Origin of the sequence: Sphingobium yanoikuyae, from assembly GCF_034424525.1 — a bacterium.
In the GTDB taxonomy this organism is placed as follows: domain Bacteria; phylum Pseudomonadota; class Alphaproteobacteria; order Sphingomonadales; family Sphingomonadaceae; genus Sphingobium; species Sphingobium yanoikuyae.
Genome location: NZ_CP139979.1, coordinates 2,324,154 through 2,340,328 on the forward strand (window position 1 = coordinate 2,324,154; position 16,175 = coordinate 2,340,328).

Consider the following 16,175-nt stretch of genomic DNA (forward strand, 5'->3'; position numbering starts at 1 on the left):
TGTCAGGCGGCAAGATGCGCCGCGCCGGCCGTTCCTGCAATGATATCGGCAATCCGCTCGGCCGCCTTGCCGTCGCCGAACGGGTTATGGGCACGGGCCATCGCCTGATAGGCGGCATCATCGTCGAGCAGCGCCAGCACCTCGCGCACGATCCGGTCCCGGTCCGCGCCGACCAGCTTCGCCGTGCCCGCCTGCACCCCTTCGGGCCGCTCGGTCGTCTCGCGCATCACCAGCACCGGCTTGCCGAGCGAGGGCGCCTCTTCCTGCACGCCGCCGCTGTCGGTCAGAACCAGATGGCACAGGTCGAGCAGGCGGACGAAATGCGGATAGTCGAGCGGTTCGATCATCGCGACATTGGGCAGGTCACCCAGCACCGCATCCATGACCGGACGGACATTGGGATTGGGATGGACGGGGAAGATCACCGCGACATCGGGCCGCGCGGCAATGTCCGCGATGGAACGGGCGATCGCCTCCATCCCGCCGCCGAAATTCTCGCGCCGGTGGCTGGTGACGGCAACGATCCGCTTGCCGGCGAAACGCGCCGCCAGATCGTCGAGGCCGCTGGCCAGCGCCGGTTCGCCATGGACCCGATCGACCGTCGCCAGCAGCGCGTCGATCACGGTATTCCCCGTAACATGAATGCCGGCCGCATCGCGATTTTCCCGCAGCAGCGCATCGGCCGCCGCCTGGGTCGGCGCGAAATTCATGTCGGCAATGCACGCCACGACGCGGCGATTGACCTCCTCGGGCCAGGGATGATGAATGTCCCCGCTGCGCAGCCCCGCCTCGACATGGGCGACCGGGATCTTGCGATAATAGGCCGCCAGGCTCGCGACCATCGTCGTCAGCGTATCGCCATGCACCACCACCCGGTCCGGCTTTTCCGCGTCGAACGCCTCGCCCAGCGCGACGACCAGCTTGGCGGTCAGCCCGTCCAGCGTCTGGTTGGGCGTCATGACGTCCAGATCGATGTCGGGCACGATGCCGGCAATCTCCAGCACCTGGTCCAGCAGGCCGCGATGCTGCGCCGTCACGATCACGCGGGTGTCGATATCGGCACGCGCCTTGAGCGCGTGGATCACCGGAAACAGCTTGATCGCCTCCGGCCGTGTCCCAAATACCAGCGCTACTTTCACTCTGTGCCCTTTCGTTCGGATGCGCCTTCCCTGGCAAAAAAGGGTAACCAGCCGCTAAACGGTAGCATGGTAATTACGCAAAGGCGCGAATTGTATTGCGTTATGACTATGCTAGAGCCTCAAACCAATCACTTCCCGTTTGGAGTTCCACCAACTCATGAAAATCACCATGATCGGCACCGGCTATGTCGGCCTCGTCTCCGGGGCCTGCTTTGCGGATTTCGGCCATGATGTCGTCTGCGTCGACAAGGATGCGGGCAAGATCGCCGCGATCGAGGCCGGCACGATGCCGATCTACGAACCCGGCCTCGACCAGCTGGTCGGCACCAATGCCGCCGCCGGTCGCCTGACCTTCACCACCGACCTGCCCGAAGGCGTGAAGGGCGCCGACGCGATCTTCATCGCCGTCGGCACGCCCTCGCGGCGGGGCGATGGCCATGCCGACCTCAGCTATGTCTATGCCGCCGCCAAGGAGATCGTCGAATCCCTCGATGGCCCGGCGGTCATCGTCACCAAGTCGACCGTGCCGGTCGGCACCGGCGACGAGGTCGAGCGGATCGCGCGCGAACTGCGCCCGGACCTCGACATCCAGGTCGTGTCGAACCCCGAATTCCTGCGCGAAGGCGCCGCGATCGGCGACTTCAAGCGCCCCGACCGCGTCGTCGTGGGCACCACCGGATCGGAACGCGCCATTTCGGTGATGAGCCAGGTCTATCGCCCTCTGAACCTCAACCAGGCGCCGCTGATGTTCACCGGCCGTCGCACGGCCGAACTGATCAAATATGCCGCCAACGCCTTCCTGGCGACCAAGATCACCTTCATCAACGAGATGGCGGACCTGTGCGAGGCGGTCGGCGCCGAAGTGCAGGACGTGTCGCGCGGTATCGGCCTCGACAAGCGGATCGGCAGCAAGTTCCTGCATGCCGGTCCGGGCTATGGCGGCTCCTGCTTCCCCAAGGATACGCTGGCCCTGGTCAAGACCGGGCAGGATTATGACGCGCCGATCCGCATCGTCGAAACCGTGGTGCAGGTGAACGACCTGCGCAAACGCGCCATGGGCCGCAAGATCGTGAAGGCGCTGGGCGGTGAAGCGCGCGGCAAGACCGTCGCCCTGCTGGGCGTCACCTTCAAGCCCAACACCGACGACATGCGCGACGCGCCCAGCCTGGCGATCGTGCAGGCGCTGGAGGATGCCGGCGCGAAGGTCGTCGCCTATGATCCCGAGGGCATGGACGTCGCCGCGCCGATGATGCCCGGCGTCACCATGGCCGGCTCGGCCTATGAGGCCGCGTCCGGCGCCGATGCGCTGGTGCTGGTGACCGAATGGGACGCCTTCCGCGCGCTGGATCTCAAGCGCCTGGCCAGCTCGATGAGCGCGCCGGTACTGGTCGACCTGCGCAACATCTATCCGGTCGCGGAAGCGGAAGCCGCCGGCTTCACCGTCACCCGCGTGGGTGGAAAGGGCAGCGCCGCCTGATGTGGCCATGGGAAGAGGAGGGCGTCAGCGCCCTCCCCCGACTGCGCCACTGGCTGCTGGCCGCCCTACTGATTCTGGGCGCGATGCTGGCCGTGCCGATCTTTGCCGCGCTCACCTGACGCCGTCAGGCCTTGAGCTTCCAGCCCTTGCGCAGCAGCACATAGCAGAGCAGCGCCAGCCCGGCATTGAGCGCCAGCAACACCACGCTGCCGACCAGCACATTGCCATCCGCCGCCGCGACGAAGCCATAGCGGAAACCGGAAATGGCGTAGAAGAAGGGGTTGGCGTGGCTGATCGCCCGGAAGAGCGGCGACAGGCGGTCGATCGAATAGAAGGTGCCCGACAACAGCGTCATCGGCCCGATCACGAAATTGGTGATGGCCGCGGCATGATCGAATTTTTCCGCCCAGATCGACGTCATCACGCCGATGAACGCGGTCAGGCTGGCCCCCATCAGGCCGAACCAGATCACCGCCCACAGATGCGTCGGCGTCACATGCACGCCGGGCCAAAGCGCCATCGCCCCCCACAGCGCCAGACCGACCGCCACCGCGCGCGTCACCGCCGCGCCGACCAGCGCCAGCAGCAATTCGCCCACCGACAGCGGCGGCATCAGATAGTCGATCAGCGTCCCCTGCATCTTGCCCGCCAGCAGCGAGAAGCTGCTGTTGGCAAACGCATTGTTCATCATGCCCATCATCATCAGGCCCGGCGCGATGAAATCGGCAAAGGGCACACCCAGCACCTGGCGGTTCGCACCGCCCAGCGCGATGGTAAAAATCACCAGGAACATAAGCGTGGTAACGGCCGGCGCCCAGATCGTCTGGAGCTGCACCTTCATGAAGCGCCGCACCTCCTTGCGGTAGAGCGCGCGCATGCCGGCCCAATTGACGTTGCGGATCACCAACTCCCCCGGTTCATGGAAGGGAACGGGTGCGGGATGGGCGGCTGCAATTTTGGGCTGGTCGTTCATGATGGGATCGACTATCGGCTGGTCCGTTATGCCGCAAGGGCGTTCTGCGCGGTTGGAAGTCGCGCCTGCATGCCCCATATAGGGCGCATAGCACAGATTGTGAGGAGTTTTCATTGTCCTGGACCGACGAACGTATCGACCAGCTCAAGGCGATGTGGGAAAAGGGCCTGACCGCGAGCCAGATCGCGGACGAACTGGGCGGCGTCAGCCGTAACGCGGTGATCGGCAAGGCGCATCGCCTTGGCCTGCAGTCGCGCCCGTCCCCGGTGAAGGCCAACGAGGCGCCCAAGAAGGCCGCACCCGCCCGCAAGCCGGCAGCCCCTGCCCCGGAAGCCGAAGCGCCCCGCGCCGCAGCCCCCGTGGCCGCCCCGCCGCCGCCGCCGCGTCCGGCCCCGGTCGCCGCACCGGCTGCGCCTGCCGCACCGGCTGCCGTCGCTGCCCCCAGCGACGCGCCTGCCGCGCCGCAGCCGCGCATCGTGTCGGTCGGCCCCGGCGGCTTCCTGCGTCAGGGCCCCGGTGACCAGCAGGCGCCGATCCCGCCGGCACCGCCGCGCCGTCTGGTGCCCGCCAAGCCGAGCGCCGAAATTGCCGGCAAGACCAGCCTGCTCGACCTGACCGAGCGGATCTGCAAGTGGCCGATGGGCCATCCGGGCGAGCCGGACTTCCATTTCTGCGGCGAAGCGGTGAACCCCGGCTTCCCCTATTGCGTCGAACATTGCGGCCGCGCCTATCAGGCGCAGCTGCCGCGCGGCACGCGCCGCCCGCCCCCGCCGCTGCCCTTCGGCGGCCCGCGGGTCCGCTGAGCCAACCGAGACAAGGAAGGCCGCCCCACCGGGCGGCCTTTTCTTTTGCCCCTATTTACCGACCAGTTGCGGATTTTCCGCCTTCCAGACCATCGCGGCATGGATGCGCCGTTCGACGCTGGGATGGTCGTAGAACAGGATTTCCTCCAGCCGCGAGGGCGATGAGGCGCGATATTCGATCGTCTTGACCAGCGCCTTGGCAAGGCCATCGGGCTCATGCGCGACCTTGAGCGAGAAACGGTCGGCGGCATTCTCGTCATAGCGGCTGATGCTGTTCATCAGCGGCACCAGGAATATCCCGACCACCGCCGCCACCGCCCAGGCGACTGGCATATGCGCCGGATCGCTGATCGCGCTGCCCGCGCCGAACCAGCGCGCCGCGACCGGATAGAGCCGGTCGACCAGGAAGAAGAGCAGCATCGCCAGCAGGCTCATGCCGCCGGCCAGCCACAGCACATGATGTTCGGCATAATGGCCCATTTCATGGCCCACCACGCCGCGCACCTCGGCCAGGTCGGCGCCGCGCTTGAACATGGTGTCGCTCATCGCCACCCGCGCCGTGCCGAACAGGCCAGAGACATTGGCAGTATAGCGTTCGGACTGCTTCGACCCGTCATAGATATAGATTTTGTCGCCCGGCACGCCGGCACGATGGGCCAGTTCGACCACCGCATCGCGGGTCGGCCCGGCTGGCGCGGGGGTATATTTGTTGAACAGCGGCTCGATCGCCACCGGCGCAATCACCACCATCAGGATGATGCCCAGCACGACCACCAGCCCCGACCAGGCCCACCACCAGCGCGGCGTGCGGCGCATCAGCGCATAGATGGCGACCGCCAGCAGCGCCACCAACGGAATGCTGATCGCGCTCGACAATATATCCTCGCCCAGCCAGCCGCCAAAACCCTGGCTGGTCAGCCCATAGCTGCGCTCGCGCGCCCAATTGGCATAGATGGACCAGGGCAGCTCGATCAGCCAGTCGAGCAAAAAGAAGAGCAAGGCGGACAGGAACACCGCCAGATTGGGGCGCCGCACATGCACCCGCCGCCCCAACCGCACCAGCAGGCCGCTGCGCCAGATCAGCGCCATGGCGACCAGTGTCACCAGCATGCCCCACAGCAATAGCCAGTGGCCGCCCTGGGTATAGGCGATCGCCCGTTCATGCTGGGCCGGCGACAGCGTCGCCAGATAGGAGGTGGTCGCCGCATCGGGGTTGAAACCTGCCGCCATTTTTTCGACCTCCCGCCATATCCTGTCGGCGGGAAGCTATGTCGGGCGCGGGATCAGGTAAAGATCACAAGAGGAAAGGGCCGGAGCATCGCCCCGGCCCCTTCATTGCGGCGGATCAGAAGCGGAAGCTGGCGGTCGCCATCAGGCTCTGATTGTCGAACTTGTCGCCACGGTTGATGCTGGTGCCGCCGGATGGCGTGATGATGAAGGGGTTGGTCGCGGGCGCGCTGCCCTGCCCTACATCGACGCGATAGTCGCCCGTGTTATAACGGGTCCAAAGATAGCGGGCGCCGATCGAGAAATTCTGCGCAACCTTCGCCTCAATGCCGCCGCCCATCGTGTAGCCCCAGGCATCTTCCTTGCGGTCATATTCGGTGAAGCTGTTGGCGGTGTTGCTGGTGTCGAAATGATTCTTCACCTTGGCATAGGCCAGGCCGCCGGTGATATAGGGCATGACGCCGCCATCGGTGGTGTAGCCCAGCCGCGCGCGCAGATTGGCGTTCCAGCCGATCCGCCGGGTCATGGTATAGCTGGCCGGCGTGGTCGAATATTCGGTCACGCTGTCGCTGACATAGGCCTTGCCCGCTTCGCCGACGATGCCCGCGACGATATTACCGAACTGCCGGTCATAGCCGACATGGCCCATCCAGCCGATCGCATCCTTGTCGCCATTGCAGCCGCTCGCCGGCGTCGCGCCCCGTGCCGAACCACCACAGGTGCCGGGCGAAAAGGCATTGGCCCCGGCCGCCGTGGTGACGACATTATCATAATCGCCGTCCCCGTCCGTGTCGAAGCGCAGATGTTCGCCACCATCACCCTTCGACCAGTTATAGCCGAAGGAGCCGCCGACATAGGGGCCGGTCCAATCGACCTTGCCGCTATCCTGCTGCGCCATTGCCGGCGTCGCCAGGGCGAGCGCCAGCGTGGCGCCGATCGGCGCAAAATGCTTGAATGTCATGAATTTCTCCAGCCTGACCTTGGGAATATACCCTGATGGAGGCAACCGACCGGACGGCCGATTTGTTGCACCACGCCTTGTAACAATTGATTGCTGACGATCGCGTGCGCGCAGCGCTTGCGCCCGACGCCCGGCTGCCTATAGCTTGGCGGAATGTCCGAAGACCTGTTCGCCTCCGCCCAGTCCACCACCTCGCCGGGCTATGACGCCTCCACCATCGAAGTGCTCGAAGGGCTGGAGCCGGTCCGGCGCCGTCCGGGCATGTATATTGGCGGCATCGACGAGCGCGCCTTCCACCATCTCGCCTCCGAAGTGCTCGACAACAGCATGGACGAAGCGGTGGCCGGCCATGCCACCCGGATCGAGATCAGCCTGGAACCGGGCAACAAGCTCACCATCACCGACAATGGTCGCGGCATCCCGGTGGACGACCACCCCAAATTCCCCGGCAAGTCGGCGCTGGAAGTCATCCTCACCACGCTCCATTCGGGCGGCAAGTTCGAGGGCAAGGCCTATGCCACCTCGGGCGGCCTGCATGGCGTGGGCATCAGCGTCGTCAATGCCCTGTCGATCAAGACGGTGGTCGAGGTCGCGCGCAACAAGGAACTGTTCCGCCAGAGCTTCAGCCAGGGCCTGCCCACCAGCGGCCTGGAAAAGGTCGGCGCCGCCCCCAACCGGCGCGGCACCGCGGTCAGCTTCATTCCCGACAGCGAGATTTTCGGCGAGCAGAAATTCAAGCCGGCCAAGCTCTATCGTCTCGCCCGGTCCAAGGCCTATCTGTTCGCCGGGGTCGAGATACGCTGGAAATGCGCGCCCGAACTGATCGGTGACGACACCCCGCCCGAAGCGGTGTTCCAGTTCCCCGGCGGCCTGGCCGACCATCTGAAGGAGCAACTGGGCGACCGCGAATGCGCCACCACCCAATTCTTCTCGGGCAATCAGGATTTTCCGGGCGAAGCCGGCCGGGTCGAATGGGCGGTCGCCTGGCCGCTCTGGTCCGACGGCAGCTATAGCTGGTATTGCAACACCATCCCGACGCCCGATGGCGGCACCCATGAAAACGGCCTGCGCGCCGCACTGGTGAAGGGTATCCGCGCCTTTGGCGAACTGGTGGGGCAGAAGAAGGCGAAGGACATCACCGCCGATGACATCATGACGTCATCGGAAATCATGCTGTCGGTCTTCATCCGCGATCCCCAGTTCCAGAGCCAGACCAAGGATCGCCTGACCAGCCCCGACGCCGCGCGCCTGGTCGAAAATGCCGTGCGCGACCATTTCGACCATTTCCTGACCGACCATATGGACCGGGGCAAGGCGCTGCTCGCCTATGTCATCGACCGCATGGACGAGCGCCTCAAGCGCAAGCAGGAAAAGGAGGTCAAGCGCAAGACCGCCACCAGCGCGCGCAAGCTGCGCCTGCCCGGCAAGCTCACAGATTGTTCGAACGACGACCCGGAAGGTGCTGAAATCTTTCTCGTCGAAGGCGACTCGGCCGGCGGATCGGCCAAGCAGGCTCGCGATCGCAAGACGCAGGCGATCCTGCCCCTGCGCGGCAAGATCCTCAACGTCGCCTCAGCAAACACCGCCAAGATATTGGCAAACCAGGAAATTGCCGACATGATCCTGGCGCTGGGCTGCGGCACGCGCAAGGATTGCAACCCCGATAATCTGCGCTACGAACGCATCGTCATCATGACCGACGCCGATGTCGACGGCGCCCATATCGCCACTTTGCTGATGACCTTCTTCTTCCAGGAAATGCCCGAGCTGGTGCGGCGCGGCCATCTCTATCTGGCGCAGCCGCCGCTCTATCGCCTGACTGCCGGCGGCAAGAGCCTCTATGCGATGGACGATGCCCAGCGCGAGGCGATGATGGCCAAGGAGTTCAAGGGCAAGAAGGTCGAGATCAGCCGCTTCAAGGGGCTGGGCGAAATGAACCCGATGCAGTTGCGCGAGACCACCATGGACCCCAAGACCCGCAGCCTGATCCGCATCACCCTGCCCGACGATATCGAGGATCGGCAGCAGGTGCGCGACCTGGTCGAGCGGCTGATGGGCACCAACCCGGCCCATCGCTTCGCCTTCATTCAGGAAAATGCGGCAGCGGTCGATGAGGAAGCGATTGACGCATGAGGCTGCTGGCGGCCGCGCTTGTCCTCATCGGGATGGCGCTGCTGCCGGGTCGCGCCATGGCTGATCCCGCCCCTGCCCTTCGCGCGCGCGCCGCGCAACTGGTGACCATCCTCGCCGGCCCCGGCAACGAATCGGACTTCTTCTCCCCCGTCTTCATCGACGCCATCCCGGTCGACCGCTGGCGCGCGCTCGCCGCCGACCTGCGCCGCCAGCATGGCCGGCCGGTCGCGCTGGGCGCGCTCACCCAGCAGAGCGCAACCGCCGGGCAGATGGAGGTCCGCTACGAACGGGCGATCGTCGCCATCACGCTGGTGATCGCCCCCGATCCGCCCAACCGCGTCGTCGGCCTGCGCATCATCGGCAGCCGCCAGGCCGATGACAGCATGGCCGCAGTGCTGCACGACATCGCCGCCCTGCCGGGTCGCAGCAGCTTCGCCATCGCCCGGCTGACCGATGCCGGCCCCGTCCTGCTCCAGTCGCACCATCCCGACCAGCCGATGGCGACCGGCTCCTCCTTCAAGCTGACCGTGCTGGCCGAACTGGCGCGTGCGGTGCAGGCCGGCGAGCGGCGCTGGAGCGATGTCATGCCGCTCGGTCCGAAAAGCTTTTCCGGCCGGCTGATGGCATGGCCCGATCGTGCGCCGATGACGCTGCACAGCCTGGCGACCGCGATGATCGCCGAAAGTGACAATAGCGCGTCGGACACGTTGCTGCTGGGCCTCGACCGCGACAAGGTCGACGCCATGCGCCAGCGTTTCGGTATCGCCGATCCCCGCAGCCTGCCGATGCTGACCACGGCCGAGGCCTTTGCCCTCAAGATGCCGGCCAATGCCGAATTGCGCCGCCGCTATGAGGTCGGGACCATCGCCGATCGCCGCGCCCTGTTGCGGGATGCCGCCGCCCGGCTGACCGCCGCTCATGTCGATGTCGGCACCGTGTCGGAAAATCCGGTGGCGATAGACACGCTCGAATGGTTCGCCAGCCCGCAGGAGGAAATCGCCCAGCTCGACTGGCTGCGCCGCAACGGTGGCGACGCCCTGTCGATCATGGCGGTCAATCCGGGCATCGCCCCCGCCAACGCGAAACGCTGGCGCTATTTCGGCTATAAGGGCGGCAGCGAGCCCGGCGTCATTGCCATGAACTTCCTGGTGCAGGCGCAGGACGGCCAATATTACGCGGTCAGCGGCGCCTGGAATGATCCGGTCGCCCGCGTCGACGAAGGCCGCTTCGTCATGCTGATGACGCGCGCGCTCAACCTGCTCGCCGACTGATCGCCCGGTCCGGCGCCTGTCCTACACGCCGCCGATCCTCTATACATGCCCGATGGGACATGGACGACGCTCGCAACAATCCATCACCAGTTGGACATTTAATGTCGAAATGTGCGGGAAATATGCGAAGTTAAGCGGCCGAAATCCTATTTCCCGGCCCCGCCGGGTCAGGCCGTGAGCGCCTCGACCAGCGCCTTGACCTTCTTCTGGCGCCATTGCGGCAGTGGCGCGATCAGCCAGTAGCTGAGCATTGTCGGCAGGGCATCGCCCACCTTGCGCACCCGTCCATTCTCGATATCCGCCTGTGCCAGCAGCAGCGGCACGCTCGCCCGGCCAAAGCCGTTCGCAGCCGCCTCGATCGCCAGCCCCGCATCCGCCACCCGGATCGCGGCAGGCAGGTCGCCCGAGGGGCAGCCGGGCCATTCGATCCGCTGCTCCGGCCCGCCGGCCGCCGCTTCCACGGTGACGAAGGCGGTTTCGCCGATCTTGATGCCCTCATGCTCGCCCGCGCCATCGGTCAGGCGCAGCGCCAGGTCCAGATTGGCCTCGGTAAAGTCCAGCGCCTCGTCGGCTGCGACCAGCGAGAAGGTCAGGCCGGGCTGGCTCGCGGCATAGGCGGCCAGGCGCGGCTGCAGCCATTTGGCGGTGATGTCGCGCGGCGCCGCGATCGTCAGCGACGAACTGGACTGGCCCGCCTGCATCGCCCGCACCGCTTCCTCGAACTCCAGGAAACCGGCACGCAGCGCTTCCAGCCCCGCTTCGGTCTCGGGCGTCAGTTCCAGCCCCTTGGGCGTGCGGCGAAACAGCACCACGCCCAGCATATCCTCCAGCGCGCGGATCTGCTGACCGACCGCCGCCGGCGTCACCGCCAGTTCGTCGGCGGCGCGGGTGAAGGACAGGTGTCGCGCCGCGGCATCCAGCACGCGCAGGCCGTTGAGCGGCAAATGGGTCCGCTTCATTCGGCCACCGCCGGCGCGATCAGCGCGAAATGGGGAATGGTCACCTCGAACGTCTCGCCATCGGACCCGATCATCGTATAGGCGCCGCGCATCGACCCGGTCGCCGTGTTGAGCGGGCAGCCCGACACATAGTCATAGCTTTTGCCCGGTTGCACCACCGGCTGTTCCCCGATCACGCCTTCACCCTCCAATTCCTGCTGAATGCCCCGCCCATCGGTGATGATCCAGTGACGGCTCAGCAGCTGCACCGGCTGTTCGCCCTGATTTTCGATCCGGATATGATAGGCCCAGAACCAGCGCCCCCGGTCCGGCTCCGACTGTTCGGGCAGGAAAGTCACGGCGACATGGACGATGATGTCCCGCGTCGTCGCGTGCAGGGGGAACAATGCGTTCATATCTCCCGCATGCGCCTCCCTGCCCGGTTCCGTCAACGCCCTATCGTCTTGAGCGCCTGGTCGAAGTCCGCGATCACATCGTCCGGATCTTCCAGGCCGACGTTCAGGCGCAGCATATCCTCGGTGATGCCGACTTCCAGCCGCGCTTCCTCGGCCATGCCGAAATGGGTGGTCGATGCCGGATGAGTCATCAGCGATCGCGAATCCCCGATATTGTTGCTGATGTCGACCAGTTCCAGCGCGTTGAGCAGGCCATGCGCCTCGGCCCGGCCGCCGCCGACATAGAGCGAGAAGATCGGCCCGGCCGCGTCCATCTGCCGCATTGCCAGCGCATGCTGGGGATGACTCTCCAGCCCCGGATAATTGACCTTGGGCAGGCGGGTTTCCAGGAACTGGGCAACCTTGAGCGCATTCTCGCTCTGGCGGCGGATGCGCAGGTCCAGCGTCTCCAGCCCCTTCAGCACCACCCAGGCGTTGAACGCGCTGAGCGTCGGGCCGGTGTTGCGGTGGAAGGGCAGCAGCACATTGTCGATCCAGTCGCGGCTGCCACAGATGGCGCCGGCCAGCACGCGGCCCTGCCCGTCCATCATCTTGGTCGCGCTATAGGCAACCACGTCGGCACCGAACTCCATCGGCCGCTGCAATGCGGGCGAGGCGAAGGCATTGTCGACGACGGTGGTGATGCCGCGTGCCTTTGCGATCGCGCAGACGGCGGCGATGTCGACCACGTCCATGGTCGGGTTGGCCGGCGTCTCGAAGAAGAAGACCTTGGTATTGGGCTGTGCCGCCGCTTCCCAGGCCGCGACGTCGCTGCCGTCGATCGTCGTCGTCGCGATACCGAACTTGGGCAGCAGCGTGTCGACCAGCCAGCGGCAGGAGCCGAAGGCCGCCTTGGCCGCAACGACATGGTCGCCGGCCGACAGCTGGCACAGCAGGGCGGCGGTCATGGCCGCCATGCCGGTCGCGGTGGCGCGACAGGCTTCTGCGCCTTCTAGCAGGGCGATGCGCTGCTCCAGCATCTCGACGGTCGGGTTCTGCAGCCGGCTATAGGTCATACCCTGCTGTTCACCGGCGAAGCGCGCGGCGGCATCCTCGGCCCGGTCGTAGCAATAGCCGCTGGACAGGAACAAAGCCTCGGACGTCTCGCCATATTCGGTGCGCGCGGTGCCGCCCCGGATGGCCAGCGTCGCCGGCTTCCAGTTCTTGGTGATCTCAGGGTTCTGACCGCTCTTCCGCTTCATATCGCCTTCCGCATATCCGTCGTGACGCGCGGCGTTTCGCCGCCCAATATCTGTGCCATCTGGCTCATGTCGCCATTACCGCCCGACAGGATAACCGCAACCTTCTTGCCGCGCATCTGCTCCTTTTCCTGGATCAGCGCGGCCAGCGCCACCGCACCGGCGCCCTCGGCCAGATTATGGGTGTCCTGCCAGTAGATGCGGATGGCGTCGGCCACCTCGTCATCGGTGACGCCGACGAAGCGGTCGGCGCGCGGCCCGAAATAGTCGAGCGCGGCCTGAACCGGGGTGCAGACGGCGACGCCATCGGCAAAGGTATAGGCGGTCGGGCTGGTCAGCAATTGCCCTGCCTCGAACGAGCGCTTGGCGGCATCGACATGGGCGGATACGACACCGACGACCTTGGTCTTGAGGCCCAGCGCATCCCTTGCCGCGATCGTGGCGCACAGGCCCGATCCGCAACCGACGGGGACATAGACGGTGTCGAGGTCCGGCACCGCATCGAACAGTTCCAGCCCATAGCTGGCGACACCGCGCACCAGTTGCGCATGATAGGCCGGAACCATGAACAGCCCCTGCTCGGCGGCCAGGCGCACCGCCTCCGCCTTGGCGCTGTCGAAATCATGGCCATGTTCGATCAGGGTGGCACCGAATGCGCGCATCGCCGCATTCTTCTCCAGCGCATTGCCATGGGGAACGACGATCGTCGCCTGCAGACCGGCGGCGCGGGCCGCGCGCACCTGCGCCTGGCCATGATTGCCGCGAGTCGCGGTGATGATGCCCGTCACCTCGGGATGGGTGCGCCGCAGCCAGTCGATATAGGTGATGGCGCCGCGCACCTTGAAAGCGCCGGTCGGCGTGTGGTTCTCATGCTTGACCCAGGTTTCAACGCCGATCCGCCCGGCCAGCAGCGGCCAGGCATATTGCGGGGTCGGCGGCACCTGGTCATGAACCATGGCGGCGGCGGCACGAAGGCTGGGCAGGGAAAAGTCGTCCATGCCGCTGCCTAGCTGGCGCGTGGAAGAGCCGACAGGACCGATATGCGCGAATTGGCCCCCTAGAGCCTGATCGTTTGAGGCGGAAGCGCCTCGCGCTTCCACCGATAGCGTGAATCAGGCTCTATTCTTGGATGCTAGACCTTGATTCACGCTTCAGGCAGATTCAGCCTGAAGCGATCAAGGTCTAGGCGGCCCTGCGCACCCTGCCCTCGATCAGCGGATGCAGATGCGCCTCTTCCCACTCCATATGGTCGTAGAGCATGTCCTGCAGCCCCAAGGTGCCCCGGCGATAGCCATCCCAGTCAGCCATGATCTGGGCAGGCGTCCATTGCTTGATATGGTCGCTGTAGCGCAGGAACAGCGCCACCATGGTGCGGCCATGCTGATGCACGACCGGCTCGGCTTCCATCGCCAGCGGCCCCTGGCGCAAGCCCCGCGCCAGCATGTCCTCACGCCCCATATGGTCGCGGAACAGCTGGGCGAAGCGGATGCGCCAGCGGGTCAGAAGTGCCATGTCGCGAACGTCATCGTCCATCATGCTGGCAAAATCCCGCATCATGCCCCGCAGGACATGATGGTCTTCAATCAGTTCAGTCGGCATTTGCGTCCCCATTCACCGCTCATATCGACCGGAAACGAAGAAACTTTACGTTCGCGTCACGCAAATGCGACGAACCGAAGTCGGATCAGAGCGCCGCCAGAACCGCGTCGCCCATCTCGATGGTGTTCATCGTGCCACCCAGATCCGGCGAACGGGCACCGTCGGCCAGTGCCTTGGCAACCGCCGCCTCGATCCGGTCGGCCGGTTCGGGCAGGTTCAGCGAATAACGCAGCATCATCGCCGCCGACAGGATGGTCGCCAGCGGATTGGCCTTGCCCTGACCGGCAATGTCGGGCGCGGACCCATGGATCGGTTCATAAAGGCCCTGGCCGCTACCGTTGAGCGTCGCCGATGCCAGCATGCCGATCGAGCCGACGCACATGCTCGCCTGATCGGACAGGATGTCGCCGAACATGTTGCCGGTGACGATGACGTCGAACTGGCCGGGGTTGCGGACCAGCTGCATCGCGGCATTGTCGACATACATATGGGTCAGCGCGACGTCGGAATATTCGGCCGATACCTCGATCACCACATCGCGCCACAGCTGGCTGGTTTCCAGCACATTGGCCTTGTCGACCGAGCAGAGCTTGCCGCGACGGGCGCGGGCCGCCTGGAAACCGGCATGGGCGATGCGGCGCACTTCGGCTTCGTTATAGGACATGATGTCATAGCCTTCGCGCAGGCCATCGACGGTGGTGCGCATGCCCTTTTCGCCGAAATAGACGTCGCCATTGGTCTCGCGCACGATCAGCAGGTCGATCGAGCCGGCCACTTCGGGCTTCAGCGCGCTTTCATGCGCCAGTTCGGGGAAGACCTTGGCCGGGCGCAGGTTCGAGAACAGGCCCAGTTCCTTGCGCAGGCCCAGGATCGCCTGTTCCGGGCGCAGATGGCGTTCCAGCGAGTCGCAGTCGGGATCGCCGACCGCACCGAACAGGATGGCGTCAGCGCGCTTGGCGATGTCCAGCGTCTCGGGCGGCAGCGGGTGGCCGACCGCCTTATAGGCTGAACCGCCGACCAGCCCCTCTTCATAGGTGACGCCGTCGATCGCCAGCGCATCAAGCACGCGCTTCGCCTGCGCGACGATCTCGGGGCCGATACCATCTCCAGGGAACAGGGCGATCAACATGGGAAACCTCTTTCTAAATCTCTGTCGGCACGGTTCCGCGAAAGAAAATGGCCGCCGTTGCCCGGCGGGCGAACGGAGAATGCGGAAACGGCGCGCCCGCCCTTGCAAAAACTGCGCGCGTTACGCAACCGCTCTTTTCAGCCGATCGACCAGTCTTTCGCGCGCGGCCAGCACATCGGCCCGCCTTTCGGTCAGCACCGACCGCTCCAGGAAGAAGCCGGTCAGGCGCAATCCATCCATGATCTGCGGCCAGTCGCCAGCCCCGCCCTGCAACAGGAAAGGCGGCAGCGGCAGCAGGCGGGCCTCATAGCCCTCCGCCCCGGCCCGGCTGACCGCCGCCGCGCTGCGCGGGCTGACAAAGGCCAGCTCGTCGGCGCTGCCGGTCGCGGCGCAACGGTTCAGATCAAGGCCGAAGCCCAGTTCCGCCAGCAACAGCAATTCGTAGCGGACCAAAGCCGCCGCCCAGCCCCGCGCCGCCGGCGCCGCCTCGACCGCGCCAAGCACGCCATCGAACGCTTCGTAGAGCGTCGGATAGGGCGTTCCCTCCGGCAGGGCCGTCGCCGTCAGCGCGCAGGCCCAGTCGATCGCCGCAGCCGGCAATGGCTCGCCCAGCAGGGGCGCGCGACTATGCTCCAGTTCGACGGTCAGGCTCGCCAGCTGATCCTCTGTGCGGGCGCGAAACTCGGCCTTCACCGCATTGCCCGGCAGCAGCACCGGGCGCAGCGCCCGCGACCGCCCGCCGCGCACATAGCCCGCGACCAGCCCATGGTCGGGCGTCAGCAGCCGCGCGACCGCGCCATGTTCGCCATGGGCGCGCAGCGCGCAGACGATGCCGGATGTGATGAGGACGGGCATGGCGCCTTCCTATCGA

Annotated in this window: 15 protein-coding genes; 4 read left to right on the top strand and 11 right to left on the bottom strand. The window is 65.8% G+C overall.

Annotated elements, in window-relative coordinates:
• Positions 1 to 2: 2 nt before the first annotated feature.
• Positions 3 to 1,139, bottom strand: coding sequence for a non-hydrolyzing UDP-N-acetylglucosamine 2-epimerase (gene wecB / locus U0025_RS10685; protein ID WP_004207364.1), 1,137 nt, complete (start codon positions 1,137 to 1,139; stop codon positions 3 to 5).
• A gap of 157 nt (positions 1,140 to 1,296) precedes the next feature.
• Here wecB and U0025_RS10690 point away from each other — a divergent pair, with 157 nt between their 5' ends.
• The gene (locus U0025_RS10690) at positions 1,297 to 2,616 is read left to right on the top strand and encodes a UDP-glucose dehydrogenase family protein (protein ID WP_004207365.1); all 1,320 of its coding nucleotides are present in this window, start codon (positions 1,297 to 1,299) and stop codon (positions 2,614 to 2,616) included.
• Positions 2,617 to 2,740: 124 nt separating this feature from the next.
• Here the strand turns inward: U0025_RS10690 and U0025_RS10695 are convergent, their stop codons facing one another.
• Positions 2,741 to 3,589: an ABC transporter permease gene (locus U0025_RS10695; protein ID WP_004207367.1), complete on the bottom strand. Its 849-nt coding sequence runs from the start codon at positions 3,587 to 3,589 to the stop codon at positions 2,741 to 2,743.
• A 113-nt stretch (positions 3,590 to 3,702) separates the two neighbouring features.
• Between U0025_RS10695 and U0025_RS10700 the strand changes: the two genes are divergently transcribed.
• On the top strand, positions 3,703 to 4,392 hold the full coding sequence (locus U0025_RS10700; protein WP_072894408.1) for a GcrA family cell cycle regulator: 690 nt from the start codon (positions 3,703 to 3,705) through the stop codon (positions 4,390 to 4,392).
• A gap of 51 nt (positions 4,393 to 4,443) precedes the next feature.
• Here the strand turns inward: U0025_RS10700 and U0025_RS10705 are convergent, their stop codons facing one another.
• On the bottom strand, positions 4,444 to 5,622 hold the full coding sequence (locus U0025_RS10705) for a M48 family metalloprotease (protein WP_004207370.1): 1,179 nt from the start codon (positions 5,620 to 5,622) through the stop codon (positions 4,444 to 4,446).
• A gap of 115 nt (positions 5,623 to 5,737) precedes the next feature.
• On the bottom strand, positions 5,738 to 6,580 hold the full coding sequence (locus U0025_RS10710; protein ID WP_004207371.1) for an outer membrane protein: 843 nt from the start codon (positions 6,578 to 6,580) through the stop codon (positions 5,738 to 5,740).
• Between the two features lie 153 nt (positions 6,581 to 6,733).
• Here U0025_RS10710 and parE point away from each other — a divergent pair, with 153 nt between their 5' ends.
• Complete coding sequence (parE, locus tag U0025_RS10715; protein ID WP_004207372.1) at positions 6,734 to 8,713, top strand: DNA topoisomerase IV subunit B; 1,980 nt, start codon at positions 6,734 to 6,736, stop codon at positions 8,711 to 8,713.
• Positions 8,710 to 9,984 carry a serine hydrolase gene (locus U0025_RS10720; RefSeq protein ID WP_004207373.1) on the top strand — a complete coding sequence of 425 codons (1,275 nt, stop codon included), beginning with the start codon at positions 8,710 to 8,712 and terminating at the stop codon, positions 9,982 to 9,984. Before parE ends, U0025_RS10720 begins: the two co-directional genes overlap by 4 nt.
• A 167-nt stretch (positions 9,985 to 10,151) precedes the next feature.
• On the opposite strand, the gene U0025_RS10725 is transcribed toward U0025_RS10720, so the two are convergent.
• The 7 genes from U0025_RS10725 to recO all read right to left on the bottom strand — a co-directional run bounded on the left by U0025_RS10725 (position 10,152) and on the right by recO (position 16,159).
• Positions 10,152 to 10,943 (bottom strand): LysR family transcriptional regulator, encoded by a 792-nt coding sequence (locus tag U0025_RS10725; RefSeq protein WP_004207374.1) that lies wholly within the window; start codon positions 10,941 to 10,943, stop codon positions 10,152 to 10,154.
• On the bottom strand, positions 10,940 to 11,338 hold the full coding sequence (gene apaG, locus U0025_RS10730; RefSeq protein ID WP_004207375.1) for a Co2+/Mg2+ efflux protein ApaG: 399 nt from the start codon (positions 11,336 to 11,338) through the stop codon (positions 10,940 to 10,942). Before apaG ends, U0025_RS10725 begins: the two co-directional genes overlap by 4 nt.
• Positions 11,339 to 11,370: 32 nt before the next feature.
• A complete protein-coding gene (locus U0025_RS10735) occupies positions 11,371 to 12,579 on the bottom strand; it encodes a trans-sulfuration enzyme family protein (RefSeq protein ID WP_004207376.1) in 1,209 nt (402 codons plus the stop codon).
• Positions 12,576 to 13,574 (bottom strand): threonine dehydratase, encoded by a 999-nt coding sequence (locus U0025_RS10740; RefSeq protein WP_004207377.1) that lies wholly within the window; start codon positions 13,572 to 13,574, stop codon positions 12,576 to 12,578. Before U0025_RS10740 ends, U0025_RS10735 begins: the two co-directional genes overlap by 4 nt.
• Before the next feature lie 184 nt (positions 13,575 to 13,758).
• Positions 13,759 to 14,175, bottom strand: coding sequence for a hypothetical protein (locus U0025_RS10745; protein WP_004207378.1), 417 nt, complete (start codon positions 14,173 to 14,175; stop codon positions 13,759 to 13,761).
• An 85-nt stretch (positions 14,176 to 14,260) separates the two neighbouring features.
• Positions 14,261 to 15,304 carry a 3-isopropylmalate dehydrogenase gene (gene leuB / locus U0025_RS10750; RefSeq protein WP_004207379.1) on the bottom strand — a complete coding sequence of 348 codons (1,044 nt, stop codon included), beginning with the start codon at positions 15,302 to 15,304 and terminating at the stop codon, positions 14,261 to 14,263.
• A 120-nt stretch (positions 15,305 to 15,424) separates the two neighbouring features.
• Positions 15,425 to 16,159: a DNA repair protein RecO gene (recO, locus tag U0025_RS10755; RefSeq protein ID WP_004207380.1), complete on the bottom strand. Its 735-nt coding sequence runs from the start codon at positions 16,157 to 16,159 to the stop codon at positions 15,425 to 15,427.
• Between the last annotated feature and the right edge of the window lie 16 nt (positions 16,160 to 16,175).